This window comes from Kitasatospora sp. NPDC058048, assembly GCF_042885555.1.
Lineage (GTDB): Bacteria > Actinomycetota > Actinomycetes > Streptomycetales > Streptomycetaceae > Kitasatospora > Kitasatospora lactacystinica.
On record NZ_JBHVRT010000042.1, the window covers coordinates 24,287 to 43,887 of the forward strand.

The 19,601-nt window shown below is 74.7% G+C and carries 14 protein-coding genes and 1 riboswitch; of the genes, 8 read left to right on the top strand and 6 right to left on the bottom strand.

The window, feature by feature from the left end; genetic code table 11:
* The first annotated feature begins 75 nt into the window (after window positions 1-75).
* Together ACFVVA_RS33345 and ACFVVA_RS33350 are read left to right on the top strand one after the other, a co-directional pair.
* Complete coding sequence (locus tag ACFVVA_RS33345; RefSeq protein ID WP_380348422.1) at window positions 76-309, top strand: phosphopantetheine-binding protein; 234 nt, start codon at window positions 76-78, stop codon at window positions 307-309.
* Between the two features lie 14 nt (window positions 310-323).
* Window positions 324-1,124: an AMP-binding protein gene (locus ACFVVA_RS33350; RefSeq protein WP_387694522.1), complete on the top strand. Its 801-nt coding sequence runs from the start codon at window positions 324-326 to the stop codon at window positions 1,122-1,124.
* A gap of 126 nt (window positions 1,125-1,250) precedes the next feature.
* Here ACFVVA_RS33350 and ACFVVA_RS33355 read toward each other — a convergent pair whose 3' ends face one another.
* The gene (locus ACFVVA_RS33355) at window positions 1,251-2,453 is read right to left on the bottom strand and encodes a M20 family metallopeptidase (protein ID WP_387694480.1); all 1,203 of its coding nucleotides are present in this window, start codon (window positions 2,451-2,453) and stop codon (window positions 1,251-1,253) included.
* 119 nt (window positions 2,454-2,572) lie between these two features.
* Between ACFVVA_RS33355 and ACFVVA_RS33360 the strand changes: the two genes are divergently transcribed.
* The 4 genes from ACFVVA_RS33360 to ACFVVA_RS33375 all read left to right on the top strand — a co-directional run bounded on the left by ACFVVA_RS33360 (window position 2,573) and on the right by ACFVVA_RS33375 (window position 12,117).
* Window positions 2,573-9,916, top strand: a complete 7,344-nt coding sequence (locus ACFVVA_RS33360) for an amino acid adenylation domain-containing protein (protein WP_387694481.1) — start codon at window positions 2,573-2,575, stop codon at window positions 9,914-9,916.
* Window positions 9,913-10,098: an MbtH family protein gene (locus ACFVVA_RS33365; RefSeq protein ID WP_359904308.1), complete on the top strand. Its 186-nt coding sequence runs from the start codon at window positions 9,913-9,915 to the stop codon at window positions 10,096-10,098. Before ACFVVA_RS33360 ends, ACFVVA_RS33365 begins: the two co-directional genes overlap by 4 nt.
* Entirely contained in the window at window positions 10,095-11,498 is a 1,404-nt protein-coding gene (locus ACFVVA_RS33370) for a DHA2 family efflux MFS transporter permease subunit (RefSeq protein WP_387694482.1), read from the top strand. The genes ACFVVA_RS33365 and ACFVVA_RS33370 overlap by 4 nt, the downstream gene beginning before the upstream one ends.
* Before the next feature lie 70 nt (window positions 11,499-11,568).
* Entirely contained in the window at window positions 11,569-12,117 is a 549-nt protein-coding gene (locus ACFVVA_RS33375) for a Uma2 family endonuclease (protein ID WP_387694483.1), read from the top strand.
* Between the two features lie 30 nt (window positions 12,118-12,147).
* Here ACFVVA_RS33375 and ACFVVA_RS33380 read toward each other — a convergent pair whose 3' ends face one another.
* From ACFVVA_RS33380 to fhuB, 5 genes are all read right to left on the bottom strand, one after another.
* Window positions 12,148-13,005, bottom strand: coding sequence for an MBL fold metallo-hydrolase (locus tag ACFVVA_RS33380; RefSeq protein ID WP_387694484.1), 858 nt, complete (start codon window positions 13,003-13,005; stop codon window positions 12,148-12,150).
* A gap of 11 nt (window positions 13,006-13,016) precedes the next feature.
* A riboswitch (guanidine-III (ykkC-III) riboswitch) is annotated at window positions 13,017-13,084 on the bottom strand.
* A gap of 25 nt (window positions 13,085-13,109) precedes the next feature.
* Window positions 13,110-13,307, bottom strand: a complete 198-nt coding sequence (locus tag ACFVVA_RS33385; RefSeq protein WP_387694485.1) for a DUF397 domain-containing protein — start codon at window positions 13,305-13,307, stop codon at window positions 13,110-13,112.
* Entirely contained in the window at window positions 13,304-14,119 is an 816-nt protein-coding gene (locus tag ACFVVA_RS33390) for a Scr1 family TA system antitoxin-like transcriptional regulator (protein ID WP_387694486.1), read from the bottom strand. The genes ACFVVA_RS33385 and ACFVVA_RS33390 overlap by 4 nt, the downstream gene beginning before the upstream one ends.
* Before the next feature lie 67 nt (window positions 14,120-14,186).
* The gene (gene fes / locus ACFVVA_RS33395) at window positions 14,187-15,311 is read right to left on the bottom strand and encodes an enterochelin esterase (protein WP_387694487.1); all 1,125 of its coding nucleotides are present in this window, start codon (window positions 15,309-15,311) and stop codon (window positions 14,187-14,189) included.
* Between the two features lie 19 nt (window positions 15,312-15,330).
* A complete protein-coding gene (gene fhuB, locus ACFVVA_RS33400) occupies window positions 15,331-17,508 on the bottom strand; it encodes a Fe(3+)-hydroxamate ABC transporter permease FhuB (RefSeq protein WP_387694488.1) in 2,178 nt (725 codons plus the stop codon).
* Between the two features lie 107 nt (window positions 17,509-17,615).
* On the opposite strand from fhuB, the gene ACFVVA_RS33405 reads away from it, so the two are divergent.
* Complete coding sequence (locus ACFVVA_RS33405) at window positions 17,616-18,647, top strand: ABC transporter substrate-binding protein (protein WP_387694489.1); 1,032 nt, start codon at window positions 17,616-17,618, stop codon at window positions 18,645-18,647.
* Window positions 18,648-18,674: 27 nt separating this feature from the next.
* The gene (locus ACFVVA_RS33410; RefSeq protein WP_380537831.1) at window positions 18,675-19,457 is read left to right on the top strand and encodes an ABC transporter ATP-binding protein; all 783 of its coding nucleotides are present in this window, start codon (window positions 18,675-18,677) and stop codon (window positions 19,455-19,457) included.
* Window positions 19,458-19,601: the final 144 nt, after the last annotated feature.

A 19,601-nucleotide genomic window follows, 5' to 3' on the forward strand; every position in this document is an offset into this window, starting at 1 on the left:
CGTTTCAGGTGTCCAGGGCGCCACGGGCGTCGCTGGTGTCGCGGTTGTTGCGGAAATCGAAGGGGTGAGCGGGAAGTGACGGGCGTGGGCTTCACGGTGGAGCGGATCCGGGCCGAGGTCGCCGATCTGCTCGGCGAGGACCCGGCGGAGATCCCGCTGGACGAGAACCTGGTCGACTGGGGGCTGGACTCCATCCGGCTGATGACCCTGGCCGGGCGCTGGCAGGAGGCGGGCGCCGAGGTGGCGTTCGTCCAGCTCGCGGAGCGCCCGGCGATCGAGGCCTGGGCCGAACTGCTGGGCGCGGCGTGATGGTGCCGGAGGTGATGGTGCCGGAGACGGCGGCGGCGGTGCTGTCGACGGCGGGGGTCCGCGAGGCGGTGCTGTCGGCGGCGCCCGAGCTGCCCGCACTGCCCCGGCGTGCGGTGCGGTACCCGGCGACCACCGCGGTGGGTCCGGTCGAGGCGCAGGCGGCCCGGACGCCGGACGCGCCGGCGCTGGTGCTCGCGGACGGGGAGACCGTCAGCTACCGGGAGTTGAACGCCGCGGCCAACCGGCTGGCGCGAGCCCTGGCCGCCCGCGGGGCCCGCCCGGGCGCGGTGGTCGGTCTGGCGGGCCTCCGGCGTCCGGCGGAGCTGCTGACGGCACTGCTGGCGGTGGCGAAGTCGGGCGCGGCGTACCTCCCGCTGGACCCGGCGGACACGCCCGGGCGGCGGGAGCGGCTGCTGGCGGAGAACGCGCCGGTCTGCGTGCTGGGGGAGGGGGTGCCGGGGGCGTTGGCCGGGCTGGAGACGGACGGCGAGCTGCCCACCGACCCGCCCAGGGCGCTGACCCCGCACCACCTGCTCTGCGTCGGGTACGGCCCGGGCGGGCGCCCGACCGCCGTGCGGCTCACCCACGCCGAGGCGGACCGCCGGGTGCGCGAGCTCCAGGCCGAGCACCCGCTCGGGCCGGGCGACCGGGTGCTCCAGTTGGGCCTGCCGCTCTGGGAGTACCTGTGGCCGCTGCGGACGGGTGCCGCCGTGGTGCTGGCCGACCCGTGGCAGGAGGGCGAGGTCGGGGAGCTGGTGCGGAAGCTGGGCGTGACGGCGGTGCGGGTGGCGCCGGGGGTGCTGCTCGGCGGGTGAGGGCGGGCGGCCGGGCGCTACGGCGTGCGGCAGTCGACGGACCTCGGGTGACAACTTTCAGCGAACAGAGTTCAGATGACAGATTTCATCATCTGTTCGCTGAAAGTTGTCGGCTGCCCCCGTCCGTCAGCGCACCCCGCCCGCCGCAGCCTCGGTCGCCGGACGCGCCGCCGGGTCCACCGCCAGGCCGACCGCCAGGTCCACCGCCGTCCACGCCATCGCCACCGCGCCGTCCAGCACCGCCCGCTCCGCCTCCACGCCCAGCGCCGCCTCGGCGAAGGCCGCCTCGTGCGGGGCGCAGGCGCCGCCGGTGATGTCCAGCACCGGATGGATGGACGGCACCGCGTGCGACACGTTCCCCATGTCCGTACAGGCGAAGGGTCCGCTCTCGACCGGTTCCGGCCGGCCGAGCGCCGCCGCGTTGGCCCGCCACAGTGCCAGCAGCCGGGCGTCGGAGCGCATGTCCAGGTAGTCCGGCTCGGGCCGGGTCAGTTCCACCTCGCAGCCGGTGGCGAGCGCCCCGGCGCGGAAGCAGTCCTCGACCCGGGAGCGCAGCTCGGCGAGATCCTCCGCCGCCGAGGCCCGGATCTCGTACTCGGCGCTCGCGCTGTCCGGGATCAGGTTCGGCGCCGTCCCGGCCGCCGTGGTGATGCCGTGCACCCGCCACTGCGGCGGGAGTTGTTGGCGCAGCAGCCCGATCGCGACCTGGGCGACGGTGAGCGCGTCGGCGGCGTTGCGCCCTCGGTGGGGGTCGAGGCTCGGGTGGGCGGCGCGTCCGGTGTAGCGGACGGACAGCGTGCCGAGCGCGAAGGAGCGGAAGTCGGCGATCTCGACGGGGCAGGGGTGGACCATCATCGCGGCGTCCACCCCGTCGAACGCCCCGGCCTCCAGCAGCAGCGCCTTGCCGGCCCCGCGTTCCTCGGCGGGGGCGCCGATCACCCGGACGGTGAGCCCGAGCCGGTCCGCGTGCGGGGCGAGCCCGAGTGCGGCGCCGATCCCGGCGGCGGCGATCAGGTTGTGCCCGCAGGCGTGGCCGAGTTCGGGCAGCGCGTCGTACTCGCAGACCAGCGCGACGGTGACCGGTCCGCTGCCGAGGCGCGCGTCGAAGGCGGTGGCCAGGCCGTGGGCGGGTGCGGTGACCGAGTAGCCGTGTGCGCGCAGCAGTTCGGCGCACCAGGCGGCCGCGAGGTGCTCCTCGAAGGCGGTCTCGGGGTGGGCGTGGATGCGGCGGCTGAGTGCGAGCAGCTCGGCCCGGTGGGCGTGGACGCGGTCGTGCACGGCCTGCTTGGCCTCGGCGGGGGGAGTGGTCGGCGGCTCGGTCGGGGGCATGGGTGGCGTCTCCGGGTTGTCAGGGGCCCGTCCGTGCGGGGCCGTTGACCAGATCATATGAAGTTAGATTAGGCTAACCTAAGTAAGGCGTTCCGGATCCCCGAGGAGCTCTCCACCCCATGCCTGCCGTCGAAACCCAGATCGCCGACAGCCAGACCGCCGAGGTCCCCCTGCTCGCCGCCCAGGCCGCGATCTGGTACGCCCAGACCCTCGACCCCGCGAGCCCGGTCTACAACACCGGCGACGCGGTCGAGATCACCGGCCCGCTCGACGAGGACCGGTTCGAACAGGCGCTGCGGCAGGCGGTGGACGAGGCCCAGGCGCTGAGCGCCGTCGTCGTCACCGGCCCGGACGGCACACCGCGCCAGCGGCTGCGCCCCGGCCGCCGCTGGCCGCTGCACCGCCTCGACCTGCGGGCCGCCGCCGACCCGGCCGCCGAGGCCGAGGCCTGGATGCGCGCCGACCTCGCCCGCCCGGCCGACCTCGCCGAGGGACCGCTGTTCACCCACGCGCTGATCCGCCTCGCCGAGGACCGCCGGATCTGGTACCGCCGCATCCACCACCTCGCCGTCGACGCCTACGCGTTGACCCTCCTCGGCGAGCGGATCGCCGCCCTCTACGCCGCCCGCGTCACCGGAGCCGAACCCGCCCCGAGCCCCTTCGCCGGACTCGCCGAGGCCGCCGCCGAGGAGGCCGCGTACCGCGGGAGCGCGCAGTACGAGGCCGACCGCGCCCACTGGTCCGCCCGGATGGCCGGCGCCGACACCCCGGCCGCCCTCCCGGGAACCCCCGAGCCCGCCCGGTCCGGTAATCCCGCCGAGCCCGCCGCCGGCGACCGGGACGCCGTGCCCGGTGAGGCGGTCCGCCTCACCGCCGACCTGCCCGCCGGCACCCGCGACCGCCTGGAGCGCGCCGCCGACGCCGTCCGCGCCACCTGGGCCGAACTGCTCCTCGCCGCCGCCGCCGGATACCTGCACCGCCTGACCGGCGCCCAGGACGTGGTCCTCGGCCTGCCGCTCGCCAACCGGCGCGGGCCGGCCGCCCTGCGCACCCCCGTCGCCGCCGCCAACGTGCTCCCGCTGCGCCTCGCCGTGCGCCCCGCCGACAGCGCCGAGACACTGGTGCGCGCCGTGGTCCGCGAGCTGCGCGCCGTCCGCCGCCACCAGCGCTACCCGCTGGAGGAACTGCGCCGCGACCTCGGCCGCACCGGCGACCGCCGCGCCCTGTTCGGCCCGATGGTCAACATCAAGGCCTTCGAGAGCGACCTCGACCTGGCCGGCCTGCCCGGCACCGTCCGCAACCTCGCCGCCGGCCCGGTGGACGACCTCGCCCTGAACGTCTCGCCCGGCCCGGACGGCGCGCTGCGCCTGGTCGTCGACGCCGACCCGGCCCGCTACGGGCCCGCCTCGGTCGCCGCCCACCGCGACGGCCTGCTGCGCTACCTCGACGCCCTCGCCGAGCTGCTGCTCACCGACCCGCGGACGCCGATCGCCCGGATCGACCTGCTCGACCCGGACGGCCTGCGCCGCGCCACCGAGGGCCGCACCGAGCCCCCGGCCGAGCGGACCGTGCCCGAGCTGTTCGCCGCCCGGGCCGCCCGCACCCCGGACGCCGTCGCCGTCCGCTCCGGTTCGAGCGCGCTGACCTACCGGCAGCTCGACGCCGCCGCCGACCGGCTCGCCCACCGCCTGACCGCCCTGGGCGTCCGGGCCGGGACGCCGGTCGCGATCGCCCTGCCGCGCGGCACCGACACCCTGGTCGCGATGCTCGCCGTCCTCAAGGCGGGCGGCGCCTGCGTCTCCCTCGACCTCGCCCACCCCGCGCAGCGCCTGGCCGCCGTCCTGGCCGACGCCCGCCCGGTCTGCGCGGTCGGCACCGCCGAGGCCCTCGCCGGGCTCGACCTGCCCGCCGGCCTGCCCACCGTCCGGCCGGAACCGGCCGACGCCGGGTCCGGCGGTGAGCCCGGGGCCGACGGCGAGTCCGCACCCAGCGGTGAGCCCGGCCCCGACCGCGGGCCCGGGCCCGACCGCGAGCCCGTGCCTGCCCTGCCCGCCCCGCGACTCGACCAGCCCGCCTACGTGCTGCACACCTCGGGCTCCACCGGCCGCCCCAAGGGCGTGGTGGTCACCCACGCCTCGCTGGCCAACCTGCACGCCGGCCTCGGCGAGGACCACATCGCCCCCGCCGTGCGCCGCACCGGCCGGGACCGGCTGCGCGTCGCCCACAGCGCCTCCTTCGCCTTCGACGCCTCCTGGGACCCGGTGCTCTGGATGGTCCACGGCCACGAGCTCCACCTGCTGGACGACGCCACCTACCGCGACCCGGCCGCGCTCGCCGCCCACCTCGACCGGGAGCGCATCGACTACCTCGACCTCACCCCCTCCTACCTCGAAGTCCTGCTCGCCGAAGGCATCCTGGACGAGGGACGGCACCGCCCGTCCGTCCTCGTGGTCGGCGGCGAGGCCACCCCGCCCGCCCTCTGGCAGCGCCTGGCCGCCGTCCCCGGTCTGCACCCGGTCGACCTCTACGGCCCGACCGAGACCACCGTCGACGCCTACGCCTGGACCCCGGGTCCGGACGGCGCCCCGCGCGGCCGGGTGGTGCGCGGCTCGCGCGCCTACGTCCTGGACGGCTCGCTGCGCCCCGCTCCCGACGGCGTCACCGGTGAGCTGTACGTGGCCGGCGCCTGCCTGGCCCGCGGCTACCTCGGCCGCCCCGACCTCACGGCCGAACGCTTCCTCGCCGACCCGTTCGGCCCGCCCGGCGGCCGGATGTACCGCACCGGCGACCTCGCCCGGCGCCGCCCCGACGGCACCCTGGAGTTCCTCGGCCGGGCCGACGACCAGGTGAAGATCCGCGGCTTCCGGATCGAACCCGGCGAGATCGCCGCCGTCCTCGCCGAACTGCCCGGCGTCGCCCAGGCCGTGGTGATCGCCCGCCCCGGACCGCAGGGCAAGCGGCTGCTCGGCTACGCCGTCCCGGAGAGCGGCAGCAGGCCCGACCCGGACGGGCTGCGCGCCGCGCTCGCCGCCCGGCTGCCCGCGCACATGGTCCCGGCGGCCGTCCTGCTGCTGGACGAACTGCCGCGCACCGCCCACGACAAGCTCGACCACCGCGCCCTGCCCGAGCCGGCCGTCACCACCGAGGGCGCGGCGGCGGCCACGCCCCAGGAGGAACTGGTCTGCGGCCTGTTCGCCGAGGTCCTCGGTCTGCCGCAGGCGCCCGGCCGGGACACCTCCTTCTTCGACCTCGGCGGCCACTCGCTGCTCGCCGGCCGCCTGGCCGCCCGGCTGCGCGACACCTTCGCCGCCCCGGTCGGGTTCGCCGACGTGTTCCGGCAGTCGACCCCGGCCGGCCTCGCGGCCCTGCTCGGCGGGGCGGCCGGCCCGGCCGCGGAGCCCGAGCAGCGGCGTTCCGTCCCGGTGCCCGTGCCGCGCACCGAGCGGATGCCGCTCTCGCCCGCCCAGCGTGGCCTCTGGTTCCTGCACCGCCTCGAAGGCCCCAGCCCGACCTACAACATCCCGCTGGCGCTCACCCTCACCGGCCCGCTCGACCGGCACGCCCTCACCCTCGCCCTCGGCGACCTCGTCGCCCGGCACGAAGTCCTGCGCACCGTCTACGGGGAGGAGGCGGACGGCAGCCCGTACCAGCGCATCCTGCCCGCTGCGGGCATCGAACTCCACGACGGCACCGGCGACTTGGCCGAGGCCGTCCGGTACGCCTTCGACCTGACCGCCGAACCCCCGCTGCGCGCCACGCTGTTCACCGGGCCCGCCGCGGCCGGCGGATCCACCCCGCCCGCCGGCGGCGAGGAGCGGCACACCCTGCTCCTGCTGCTCCACCACATCGCGGGCGACGGCGCCTCCACCACCCCGCTGCTGCGCGACCTGGCCGCCGCCTACACCGCCAGGATCGCCGGACTGGACCCCGAACTGCCGCGGCTCACCGTCCAGTACGCCGACCACGCGGCCTGGCAGCGGGAGCGGATCGGCACCACCGAGGCGCCCAGCGCGCTCGCCGTCCGGCAGGCGGAGCACTGGCGTGCCGCGCTCGCCGGACTGCCCGACCAGCTGGAGCTGCCCCTCGACCGCCCCCGCCCGGCCGTGGCGGGCCACCGGGGCGCCACCGTTCCCTTCGCGCTCGGCGCCGAGGCGCACAGCGCCCTGGCCGGGCTGGCCCGGGCCGCCGGCAGCACCGTCTTCATGGCCGTCCAGGCCGGTCTCGCCGCCCTGCTCACCCGGCACGGCGCCGGCACGGACGTCCCGGTCGGCACCCCGGTGGCCGGCCGCGAGGACGAGCGGACCGCCGCACTGGTCGGCTACTTCGTCAACTCGCTGGTGCTGCGCACCGACACGTCCGGCGACCCCACCTTCCGGGAGCTGCTCGCCCGGGTCCGCGCCACCGTGCTCGCCGCGCACGAGAACGCGGAACTGCCCTTCGACCGGCTGGTCGAGGAGCTCAACCCGGCCCGCTCGCTCGCCCGGCACCCGCTGTTCCAGGTGATGCTCGCCTGGCAGAGCCGCCCGGACGAGCGGATCGCCCTGGGCGGCGGCCTCACCGCCGACATCGCCGCGATCCCCAGCGGTACCGCCAAGTTCGACCTCACCCTCAACGCCGGCGAACTGCCCGGCGGCGGCATCGGCGGCTTCCTGGAGTACCGCACCGACCTCTTCGACGCCGCCACCGCGGCCGCGCTCGCGGAGCGCCTGACCAGGCTGCTCACCGCTGCCGCGAGCGCCCCCGACACCCCGATCGGCCGGCTGCCGCTGATCGGCGAGGAGGAGCGGCGGCGCGCCCTGGTCGAGTGGAACGGCCCGTCGGTGGAGACGACTTCGGACGCCACCCTGCCCGAGCTGTTCGAGGCGGCGGCCGCCGCCAACCCGCGCGCCGTCGCGGTCGGTTACCAGGGCGAGCAGCTCGACTACACCGAACTCGGGGCCCGCGCCGACCGGCTGGCCCGGCTGCTCGCCGCCGAGGGCATCGGCCCCGGCACCATCGTCGCGCTCGCCCTGCCGCGCTCGATCGAACTGGTCGTCGCCCTGCTGGCGGTGGCCAAGTCCGGCGCCGCGTACCTGCCGCTCGACCCCGACTACCCGGCCGACCGGCTCGCCTACATGCTGGCCGACGCCACCCCCGCCGCCCTGCTCACCGACCGGGCCACCGCGCCCCGGCTGCCCGCCCACGAGGTGCGCCAACTCCTGGTCGACGGCCCGGAGTCCGAGCGCCACCCGGCCGTCCCGCTGGCCCAGCACGAGCGCACCCGCCCGCTTCGGGCCGAGGACACCGCCTACGTCATCTACACCTCCGGTTCCACCGGCCGGCCCAAGGGCGTGCCCGTCACCCACCGCAACGTGGTCCGGCTGTTCGGCGCCACCGACCACTGGTTCGGCTTCGGAGCCGAGGACGTGTGGACGCTGTTCCACTCCTACGCCTTCGACTTCTCGGTCTGGGAGCTGTGGGGCGCCCTGCTGCACGGCGGCCGGCTGGTCGTCGTCCCGCACCTGGTCAGCCGGGACCCGGCGGCCTTCCTGGAGCTGCTCGCCCGCGAGCGGGTCACCGTGCTCAACCAGACGCCGTCCGCCTTCTACCAGCTCAGTGCCGCCGACCGGGACCGTCCCGGCAGCGAACTCGCCCTGCGCTACGTGGTGTTCGGCGGCGAGGCGCTCGAACTCGCCCGGCTGGACGACTGGTACGACCGGTACGCCGAGGACGCCCCGGTGCTGGTCAACATGTACGGCATCACCGAGACCACCGTGCACGTCTCGTACATCGCCCTCGACCGGGCGAGCGCCGCCGCCGGGAGCAGCAGCACCATCGGCGTCAACATCCCCGACCTGCGGGTCTACGTCCTCGACCAGCACCTCCAGCCCGTCCCGCCCGGCGTCACCGGCGAGATGTACGTGGCCGGGGCGGGCCTGGCCCGCGGCTACCTCGGCCGCCCCGAGCTGACCGCGACCCGCTTCGTCGCCGACCCGTACGCCGAGCTGTTCGGCGAGCGCGGCACCAGGATGTACCGCTCCGGGGACCTCGCCCGGCGTCGCGCCGACGGCGTGCTGGAGTACTTCGGCCGCGCCGACCAGCAGGTCAAGCTGCGCGGCTTCCGGATCGAACTCGGCGAGATCGAGGCCGTGCTGGCCGCGCACCCGGCCGTCGCCGACGCCGCCGTGGTGGTCCGGGAGGATATGCCGGGGGACAAGCGGCTGGTCGGCTACGCGGTGGCCGACGGCGCCGCCCCGGACGAGCTGCGCGCCCACGCCGCCGCCGGACTGCCCGTCCACATGGTGCCCGCCGCCGTCGTCCTGCTCGACCGCCTCCCGCTGACCGCCAACGGCAAGCTCGACCGCCGGGCCCTGCCCGCCCCCGAGGCCCCCGCCGCGGGCGCCGGCCGCCCGCCGCGCACCCCGCGCGAGCAGCAGCTGTGCGAACTGTTCGCCGAGGTGGTGGGCGTGGCCTCGGTCGGCGTCGAGGACGACTTCTTCGCGCTCGGCGGGCACTCGCTGCTGGTTGTGCGCCTCGCCGGGCGGATCCGCGAGGTGCTCGGACTGGAGGTCGGCATCGGCGCCCTGTTCCAGGCGTCCACCGTGGCCGCCCTGGATGCCGCCCTCGCCGCGGGCGCGCCCGGCGCCGACGCCCTGGACGTGCTGCTCCCGCTGCGGCCGGTCGCCCCCGGCCGGCAGCGCCCGCTGTTCGCCGTCCACCCGGCCGGCGGCCTCAGCTGGTGCTACACCGGACTGATCCGCAACCTGCCCGGCGAGGTGCCGATCTACGGCCTCCAGGCCCAGGGCGTCGGCGCCGCCACCGCCGGACTCCCGCTGCCCGCGACGCTGGAGGAGCTGGCCGCGCACTACGCCGACCGGCTGCGCGAGGTCCAGCCCGAGGGCCCGTACCGGCTGCTCGGCTGGTCCACCGGCGGGATCATCGCGCACGCGGTGGCCGTCCGCCTCCAGGAACTCGGCCAGGACGTGGAACTGCTCGCGATCCTGGACGCCTACCCCGCCGAGGGGTTCCGCGAGCTGCCCGTCCCGGACCGGGCCGAGGCGCTGGAGGCGCTGCTCACCATGGGTGGCTTCGGGCCGGAGGACCTCGACGGGCGTCCGCTCGAACTCGGCCCCGTCACCGAGCTGTTGCGCCGCGAGGGCAGTCCGCTCGCCGGGCTCGACGAGGCCACTGTGGCCGCGCTGAACGAGATCTACCTCAACACCAACCACCTGGTGCGCGGCTACGACCACCGCCGTTTCGACGGCGACGTGCTGTTCTTCCGCGCCACCGTCGACACCATCGACGACACCCTGGTGCCCGAGCTCTGGGAGCCGTACGTGTCCGGTCGGATCGCCAACACGAACGTGTCCTGCTCCCACAAGGACATGACCCTGCCCGCCCCGATCGCGCACATCGCGAGCGTGATCGCCGACCACCTCGCCGACCTCCCGAAGAAGACCGACGATGGAGAAGACCACCGATGAGTGACGCCCCCGCCAACCCCTTCGACGCCGACGGCGAGTTCCTCGCGCTCGTCAACCCCGAGGGACAGCACTCCCTGTGGCCCGCCTTCGCCGCCGTCCCGGCCGGCTGGAGCATCGCCCACGGCCCGTGCGAGCGCCCGGCCGCCCTGGAGTGGATCACCGCGAACTGGACCACCCTGTGACCCCACCCGCCACCCCCGGCGCCGAGGCCCCGGCGCGCCCCCTGCTCGCGGGGCGCGCCGCCGTGGTGGTCGTCTACACGGCCGCGATGTGCATGAACGGCCTGGACTCGACGATCGTCAACCCGGCGCTGTTCAGCATCGCCGAGGACTTCGGCCGGCCCGTCTCGGCGGCCAACGCCGTGGAGACCGCCTTCCTGGTCGGCCTCGCCCTCGGCCTGCCGGTGGCCGGCTGGCTCGGCGACCGGTACGGCGTCAAGCGGGTCTTCCTCGGCGCGCTCGCCGCCTTCACGCTCGCCTCCGCGCTCTGCGCGGCGGCACCCGGTCTGGGTACGCTGTCGGCGGCCCGGGCCGTCCAGGGCGTGGCCGGCGGCCTGCTCACCCCGGTCGGGATGACGCTGCTGTTCCGGGCCTTCGCCCCGCACGAGCGGGCGGGCCTGGGCCGCATCCTGATCGTCCCGACCGCGCTGATGCCCGCTCTCGGGCCGCCGCTCGGCGGCCTCCTCACCGAGCACCTGTCCTGGCACTGGCTGTTCCTGGTCAACGTGCCGATCGGGGTCGCCGCCGTGCTCATCGGGCTGGTCGGCCTGCGCGGCGAAGAGGAGCCTCCGGCCGGCCGCTTCGACACCACCGGCTTCCTGCTCGCCACGCCCGGCCTCGGCCTGCTGACCTACGCCCTCGGCTTCGGCCCGGCGCACGGCTGGACCTCCCCGGGCGTGGCCCTCGGCGGACTGCTCGGCCTGGCCCTGCTGGGGGCGGCCGTACGACACCAACTCCGCGCCCCCGAACCGCTGGTGGACCTGCGGCTGCTCGCCGACCGGACCTTCGGCGCGGCGAGCTGGCTCGCCCTGCTGACCTCGGCCGGGCTGATGGGCGCGCTGTTCGTGCTGCCGCTGCTCTACCAAGCGGCGCGCGGCGCCACCGCCCTGGACGCCGGGCTGAGCGTCTTCCCCGAGGCGATCGGCCTGATGGCCGCCTCGCAGGTGGTCGACCGCCTGCTGCCCCGGCTCGGCCCGCGCCGGCTCGCCCTGCCAGGCCTGCTGCTGGCGGCGGTCGTCCTCGCCTCCCTCGGGTTCGCCGAGAACCCGTGGGCCGTACGGGTGTTGATGTTCTGCGTCGGCCTGATCCTGGGCACCGCCGTCCTCACCGTCCAGATCGCCGGCTTCGCCGATGTCCCGCCGCCCGCCATGGGCCGTGCGATGGGCCTGTTCACCATCCTGCGCACCCTCGGCGGGGCGCTGGGCATCGCGGCCACCGCCGCGCTGATCGGTGCGCTCGGCGGCGGCACGGGTGTCGGGCCGTACCGCCTCGCTCTCCTGCTGACAGCCGCCCTGGTCGCCGCCGGCGCGCTGCTGGCCGCCCGCCTCCCCGCCGACGCCCCGGGCCCGCCCCCGGAGGAATGACGCCGGTGCGGTCCGTGGTCCTCCGGTGCTCCTACTGCCCTACGGTGGTCGGAGCACCGGAGGAGAGCCCATGAACCCTCAGCACTACCGTCTGCTCGAAGAGGCCCGTCGCAGCCTGCCGGACGGCTACAAGGTCGAGCTGTCCGGTGACATCATCGTCATGCAGACGTCACCGTCATCGATTCACCAGCTCAACCTGGCGATCGTCCAGCGCCAGTTCGAGGCGCACTGTCCTTCCGGCTACTTCCCGACGGGGAACAGCGACCTCTTCTCGCCGGAGGTCGGTTCCGTCCGCAACCCGGACCTCACCTACCTGCCCGAGGACATCATCGAGCTGGGCCGCGAGATCCCCGCCGACCTGGCGCTGATCGCGGTCGAGATCGTCTCGCCGTCCAACCCGGACAACGACTGGAGCGGGAAGGTCCGCGACTACCCGCGGATGGGCTTCCCGCTCTACCTGATCGTGGACCCCCGGCAGAAGACGGTGACCTTGTTCTCCGAACCCAACCGCGACCGCTACCACACCCGGACGGAACGGGAGTTCGGCGAGAAGCTCCGCATCCCCGCGCCCTTCGAATTCGAGCTGGACCTGACCCGGCTGGTCCCCTACCGGGACTGATCGGCCGCGGGGCCCGGGGAGTTCACCCGTTCACTCGTGAGGCCAGAGGATGAGGTCGTCCATCCGGTACCGGCGCGGCCGGTCGCCGAGTTCGGCGACGGCCGCCCGGATGCGGTCCAGGTGGGCGGGGGTGAGCTGGAGCGGAGGCTCGTCGGGCTGGTGGGTAGTGCGGATCGGGTAGTCGACGCCCGGGTCGCGGGTCATCTCGATGTGGCAGCCGAGCACGTACGTCACCGGGTGGCTCCCGGCGAACGCCACCAGCCGCTCGACGGTCCGTCGGAAGGCCGGCCAGTCGTTGATGTACAGCCGCCCCGGATAGACGGTGTCTCCGGTGAGCAGGAAGCCCGTCCACGGGTCGTAGTACGTGACGGCCGCCTTGTGGTGCCCCGGCGTGGCCAGGCACTTCAGCACCCGCCCGCCGCCCAGGTCGACCAGGGCCACGGCCTCCTCGTCCCGGTCGAAGCCGAAGTACGGCCAGGCGGTGGGCAGATCGGCACCGACCAGGGTGGTCGCGGGCCGGTCGGCGAACTGGCCGTCGCCCGCGACGTGGTCGCCGTGCGGGTGGGTGTGCAGCACCAGCAGCCCGTAGCCGTCCCGGGGATTGCGGGCGAGCCACGCCTCCACCAGCGCGTCGACCGTCGCGCGCAACGGGAAGTACGCGGCCTCGGCCGTCGCCCCGGTGTCGATCAGCACCGCCCGCTCCGCCCCGAAGAGCAGGAACAGGAACGGGGCCTCGTAGTTGATCGCCTTGTTCTGCCGCAGGATGACGGTGTGCTCGTCGTACTCGTGGACCTGGATGTCCGGGTCCGTGTTGTGCTTGGCGGACGGGGAACCGTGGATCCACCGCACGTCCAGCGGACGGGCGATCGGTGCACCGGCAGCGGCCATGACGCCTCCACAGTGCGTCGTCTTGGCAGGCCGGGTACGGCGCACGTCTCGTCCGGGGCCGGCGCCGCTGCACCGCCCCGGGGACGCTAGCACGAGCGATGGATTCAGCGGTCCAGAGGAGTGACGTCTCGGGCGAGCTGGACGAAGTCGGCCCAGGCCTCGGTGGTGAAGGCGAGCTGGGGCCCGCTCTTGTCCTTGGAGTCGCGGACATGAACGGTGCCCGGAGTGGAAGCGACCTCGACGCAAGCGCCGCCTTCGGTCCCGCTGTGGCTGGACTTGAACCAGGCCAGTTCGGTGTTCATAGCTCCTCCGCCAACTTGGCGATGAATTCTGTCGAGGCCTCGGGATTGAGGGCTCGTTGAAGGATCATTGCATGGCGTTGGCTCAGCAGGCCGACCTTCTCCGGCTCTGAGTGGAGCAGGCCCATCGCCTGTCCTTCCTCGTACGCCAGCCGCTGGTGCTCCGGGCTGTCGAGCAGGATGAAGGGGCCGTTCAACCCCGGGTGCGAACCCGAGCCCGGTACGACCTGAATGATGATGTGGCGCGCTTTGCCGACGGCCAGCAGGTGAAGGAGCTGGCGCTTGTGGGCTTCTCCGCTGCTGAGGACGTTCCGCAGCGGCGTTTCACCGATCAGGAAGTTGAACGACTTCGTTTGGGTCGCGAGTACGGTCTGGCGTGCGAGTCGCGCCGCAACGCGCTCATCGATGGTGTTGTCATCGAGCGGAGGCCAGTGCGCGTTGAGGAGCGTTCGAGCTGTTTCCTCGGTCTGGAGGAGTCCTGGAATCAGCAGTGTTTCGAACCAGTGGATGACGACGGCCTCGGCTTCGTAACGCATGTACTCCTCAGCGAAGTACGGATACTTCTCGGGTAGCAGGAACTGCGCCCCCGCCACCAGGATCCCCTTCGCGTCGCACATGTCGTCCGCTACCTGCAGCAGGTGCATCGAGGGCTTGCGCCGCCCGGCCTCCATCGACCGCAGGCTTTCGATGCCGTACCCGGCCTCGGTGGCCAGGTCCTCGCGGCTGACGCCCGCGCGTGTCCGCCACAGCTTGATCTGATTGCCGCAGTACTTCCACGACATCGGCGGCGGCGCGGCGGACGAGGGCGCGTTCATGGGGTACCTCCAGGCCGATCGGTGCGAAGTTCGACGCTAGACGCCCGATGGCCTGGAGGTATGCGAATCAGCCCGAAACCATTCCCTCGGGTGACCCGAGCAGGTGCGCGAGCCCGTCGGCCAGGCCGCCGCGCCAGCAGGCGTAGTCGTGGCCGCCGTTGAACTCGCGGTAGGCGAGGTCGTAGCCGCGGGCCGTGAGGACGTCGCGGAGGTGGCGGTTCTGGGCGAGGAGCATCCACTCCTGGAGCCCGACCTCGATCCAGAAGCGGGCCTGCCGTCGTTCCTCGGCGGCTAGGCGCCGGGTCAGCCATTCGCTGCCCGCGTCGAACTCGGTCTCGTCGGGCCACCAGAAGGAGCCGGATTGGGAGAGTGCGTTGCCGAAGCGTTCCGGGCGGCGGTAGGCGGCGTAGGCGGCGGTGAGGCCGCCCGCGCTCTGGCCGGCGATCACGGTGGCGGCCGGGTCGCCGCTCGCGCCGAACTCCTGTGCGGCCCAGGGCAGCAGGCGGTCGGCTAGGAGGTCGATGAAGGCCGGGTTGCAGCTCAGGTCGTCCGGGCGCTTCGGCCCCATGGTGTGCACCAGCAGGGTGACGGTGGGCGGGATGGCGCCGTCGGCCGTCAGGTTGTCGAGGGTGTCGCCGACGGACAGCACCTCGCCCCACATCTCGCCGTCCAGCAGCACCGCGACCGGGTACGGGCCGCCGTCCGCCCGGTGTCCGGCGGGGAGGTGGACGTCGACCCGCCGCCCGGCCACCGTGTGGGCGAGCGTCCGTCCGCGCGGCACGCCGTCGCGCCGCGCGACGTACGGCTGTGTGGGCGCGGCGGGCAGGCTGAGCACCGAGGCGGGGTGGCGGCCGTCGCGGGCGGGCAGCCGGGGTTCGGTGTCGTACGGGTCGGGGCGGGCCTGGTCGAGGACGCGCAGCCAGTCGGGCCGGGTGGTGCCGGGGGCCTCGCCGCGGAACGGGTACAGCTGGTAGGAGGCGCGGTGGTCCTCGCGCAGCCGGTAGGTGATCGCCCACGTCCCATCCGGCTGACGCTCCATCAGATGCGGTGTCAGGTCCCCGGCGTGGCGGTCCTTGTCGGTGACGGTGTGCAGCAGTGCGAGCACGCCGTCGCAGTCGCCGTTGTGATGGGTGAAGGTGACCAGGCGGTAGGCGGGGTCGTCGGAGCAGAGGGCGACGAGCGGGGTTTCCACAGCAGTGACTCCAAGAGGCTTAGGCGGGGCTGCCCTTGCGACCGAGCAGCACCCAGAGCAGGAAGGGACCGCCGAGGACGGTGGTGACGATGCCGACGGGGATCTCCACCCCGGCGAACAGCACTCGGCCCAGGGTGTCGGCGAGCACGACGAGCAGGGCGCCGGTCAGGGCGGAGCCGAGCACGGGCACCCGTGCGGGCCCGGCCAGCCGTCCGGCGATCACCGGGGCGGCCAGGGCCACGAAGCCGACCGGCCCGCAGACGCCGACTGCCAGCCCGGCCAGGGCGACGGCCAGCAGCAGGCAGGCGAGCCGGACCCGGCCCGGGTCGACGCCGAGTGCGGAGGCGACGCTGTCGTCGAAGCGCAGCACCGCCAGCCGCCGGGCCACCGCCAGCGCGATCGGCACCAGTGCCGCGAGTCCGATCAGGACGGGCGTGGCGACGGCGAGGTCGCGTCCGTTGAGGCTGCCGTTGGTCCAGATGTACAGCGATCCGGCCGAGTTGAGCGAGCGCCGGGCCATCGCGACCTGGATGACGGCGGAGGCGAGCGCCGACATGGCGAGCCCGACCACCAGGATCCGGTAGCCGCGCGCGCCGAGTCCGCCGGAGGCCAGGGTGACGACCAGGACGGCGATCAGCGCGCCGAGCGGTCCGGCCCACCAGGCGCCGAAGGTGCCCGCGGTGCTGGCGGAGATGAGCACGGCGGCGGTCGCGCCGTCGTTGACGCCGAGGAGTTCGGGGGTGGCCAGGCGGTTGCGGGCGAGGGTCTGGGTGAGGCAGCCGGCCAGGCCGAGGGCGGCGCCGGCGGCGAGTCCGGCGACGATCCGGCCGAGCCGGAACTTCTGCACCAGCAGGACGTCCAGCCGGTCGCCGTAGCCGAACACGGCCTGGAAGGTGCGGGCGAGGTCGAGTTCGCTCTGTCCGGCGTGCGCCGAGACCACGACGGCGGCCAGTAGGGCGCCGGCCAGGCCGAGCGAGGCCAGCAACGCCCGGCGCGGCAGCAGCAGCGACCATGTGCCGTGCCGCAGGGTCAAGTCCGGCTTGGGCGGCGCAGGTTCGCCGCGTCCCGCGGCCGGCGCGGATTCGGCGGGGTCGGCCATGGCCAGGGCGGCGGAGTGTCGGGAGCGGACGATCGCGATCAGGGCCGGGGCGCCGATCAGTGCGACGATCACCGAGACCGGCGCCTCGAAGGGTCGGGCCACCACCCGGGCGAGCACGTCCGCGCCGGTCAGCACGGTGGCGCCGAACAGTGCGGCGAGCAGGGTGAGTCGGCCGATCCGGGGGCCGGCGACGGTGCGGGCGAGGAAGCCGGAGAGCAGTCCGAGGAAGGCGATCGGCCCGGCCAGCGCGACCGCCGAGGCGGTCAGCAGGGTGACGGCGACGGCGACGGCGGCCCGGGTGGCGCCGGGGCGGTGGCCGAGGCCGCGGGCGAGGTCGTCGCCGAGGGCGAGCGCGGTCAGCGGACGGGTGGTGAGGGCGGCGAGCAGGAACCCGGCGCCGAGCACCGGGGCGAGCTGGCGCAGGGTCGTCCAGCCTTCCACCCCGGCGAGCGAGCCGAGCACCCATACCCGGTACCGCTCGTACGCCTCGGGGGAGTTGACGATCAGCACGTCGGTGAGCCCGCGGAAGATCGCCGCGACGGCGGAGCCGGCGAGGACCAGCCGCATCGGCGATCCGCCGCCCCGGCTGCTGGCGACCAGCAGCACCACGGTGCTGGCGAGCACCGCGCCGCCGAAGGCGAAGGCGAGGTAGCCGAAGGAGGTCTGCACGCCGAGCACGGCGATGCCGAGCACGACGCCCAGCGAGGCGCCGGCGTTGACGCCGAGCAGGCCGGTCTCGGCCAGCGGGTTGCGGGTGACGGACTGCAGTTGCGCCCCGGCGACGCCGAGCGCGGCGCCGACCAGCAGGGCGGTGAGGGTGCGCGGCAGCCGCAGGTCGCCGACGACGAGGGCGAGCCGGCCGTCGGCGCGGGCGCCGTCGTGGTTCAGCAGGTAGTCCAGCACCCGCCCGGGGCCGACCTCGCCGGCGCCGACCGACAGCGAGAGTGCGGCGAGGGCGAGCAGGAGGACCGCCGCCGCCGTGACGGCGGGCCAGGTGGGGCGGGCACCCTCGGGCCGACGGCTCCGCCGGCCCGGTGGCGGCGAATCCGGCGCGGTGGCGGGGGGCGCCGCGCGGACGCCGGCTTGCGAGAATGTCATAAGGTAAGGCTAACCTAATGGCCGAGCTCGTCCCGTGGGGCACCCCCGTCCCGTCGAACTTCTCGGACGCCGCTCAACTTCCGTACCACCGTTGCCCGGAGGCACCCATGCCGTTCGCCCGTCGCCCGCTCAGCCCCGTCCGCCGCCGTGCGGCCCAGGCGCTGGCCGTCTCCGGGGCGGCCGCGCTCCTGCTCACCGGCTGCGGCTCCTCCGGTTCCTCGTCCTCCTCGGGTGCCTCGGGCTCCTCCGCGGCCGCGTCCCCGGCGGCGGACGCGGCGGGCGGCGGGAGCGGCGGCAAGCGGACCGTCAAGGACGCCACCGGCAAGGCCGTCGAGGTCCCCTCCGAGCCCAAGCGGATCGTCACCCTCACCCAGGAGGACCTGGACGCGGTGCTCGCCCTGGGCGTCAAGCCGGTCGGCATCACCAACGGCCAGGGGCTGGCCGAGCCGCCCGCGTACCTCAAGGACAGGGTGCAGGGGATCCCGGTGGTCGGGAACCTGCTCCAGCCCGTGATGGACAAGGTGATCGCCGCCAAGCCCGACCTGATCCTGGCCGGCGACATGCAGGACGAGCAGGTGCTCAAGCAGCTGCGCGAGATCACCCCCGCCACGCTGGTCACCATGGCGCCCACCGACGACTGGAAGCTCGCCTTCCGCGGCATCGGCAACGCCGTCAACAAGCTCGACCAGGCCAACAAGGTGATCGGCGACTACGACGCCAAGGCCGCCAAGGCGGGCGCCGAGCTCACCAAGAACAAGGGCGCCGCCGTCTCCATCGTGCGCTGGAACCCCACCGGCCCGAGCTGGATGGAGAAGAAGCAGTTCGCCAGTGGCGTCGCCCTGGACATGGGCCTGACCCGCCCGGCCGCGCAGGACAAGGACGGCAACGCGCACAGCCCGGCGCTCAGCCTGGAGAAGCTCAACGAGATCGACGGCGACTGGCTGTTCCTGTCCACCCTGACCGACGACGGCAAGGCCGCGCTCAAGGACGTCCAGTCCAAGCCCGCCTACCAGGAGCTGGGCGCGGTGAAGAACAACCACGCCGTCACCGTGGACGGCTCAGTCTGGTCCACCCGGGGCGGCCCGCTCGCCGCCGACGTCGTCATCGGCGACTTCGCCAAGGCGCTCGGCGGCAACTGAGCGCACGTCGAACCAGGGGGAGCTGCCATGGAGTTGACCATCCAAGGGCTCAGTGCCGGCTACGGGCCGGGGCGCCCGGTGCTCGGCGGCGTCGACCTCACCGTCCCGGCCGGACAGGTGGTGGCGGTGGTCGGCCCGAACGGCTGCGGGAAGTCCACCCTGCTGCGGTCCGTCGCGCGGCTGCACCGCCCGGACGGCGGGCGGGTCCTGGTCGGCGGCGAGGACGTGTGGCGGCTGCGCCCGCGCCAGGCCGCCCACCGGGTCGCGCTGCTGCCGCAGAGCCCGCAGGCCCCGGAGGCGGTCACCGTCGCCGGGCTGGTCCGCTACGGCCGCCATCCGCACCAGGGGCTGTTCCGCCAGTGGTCGGCGGAGGACGAGCGGCTGACCGCCGAGGCCCTGCGCGCCACCGGTGTGGAGGACCTCGCCGACCGTCGCCTCGACCGGCTCTCCGGCGGCCAGCGCCAGCGCTGCTGGCTCGCCATGGTGCTCGCCCAGGACACCCCGGTGGTCCTGCTCGACGAGCCGACCAGCGCGCTCGACCTCGGGCACGCGGTGGAGGTGCTGGAGCTGGTCCGCCGGGTCGCGGCGGGCGGGCGGACGGTGGTCATGGTGCTGCACGACCTCGCGGCGGCCGCCCGCTACGCGGACCTGCTGGTCGCGCTGCGGGACGGCGCGGTGGTGGCCTGCGGGCCGCCGCGCGAGGTGGTGGACGCGCCGCTGGTGCGGGCGCTGTACGACATCGACAGCCATGTGCTCGCGGCGCCGGGCGACGGTGCGCCGGTGATCGTGCCCCGGGCGCCGTCGGTCTGACGGGACGGAGGGGCGGGCGGTGCGGAGGGACGGGCGGGGCGGCTGCTTTCGAGCAGCTGCCCCGTTTTTTTCGTCTCCTCGATCACTCGTTCGAGTGGTTTGAACTTTGCATGTCACGGCCCGAGTTCACCCCGCCCGTCGCGT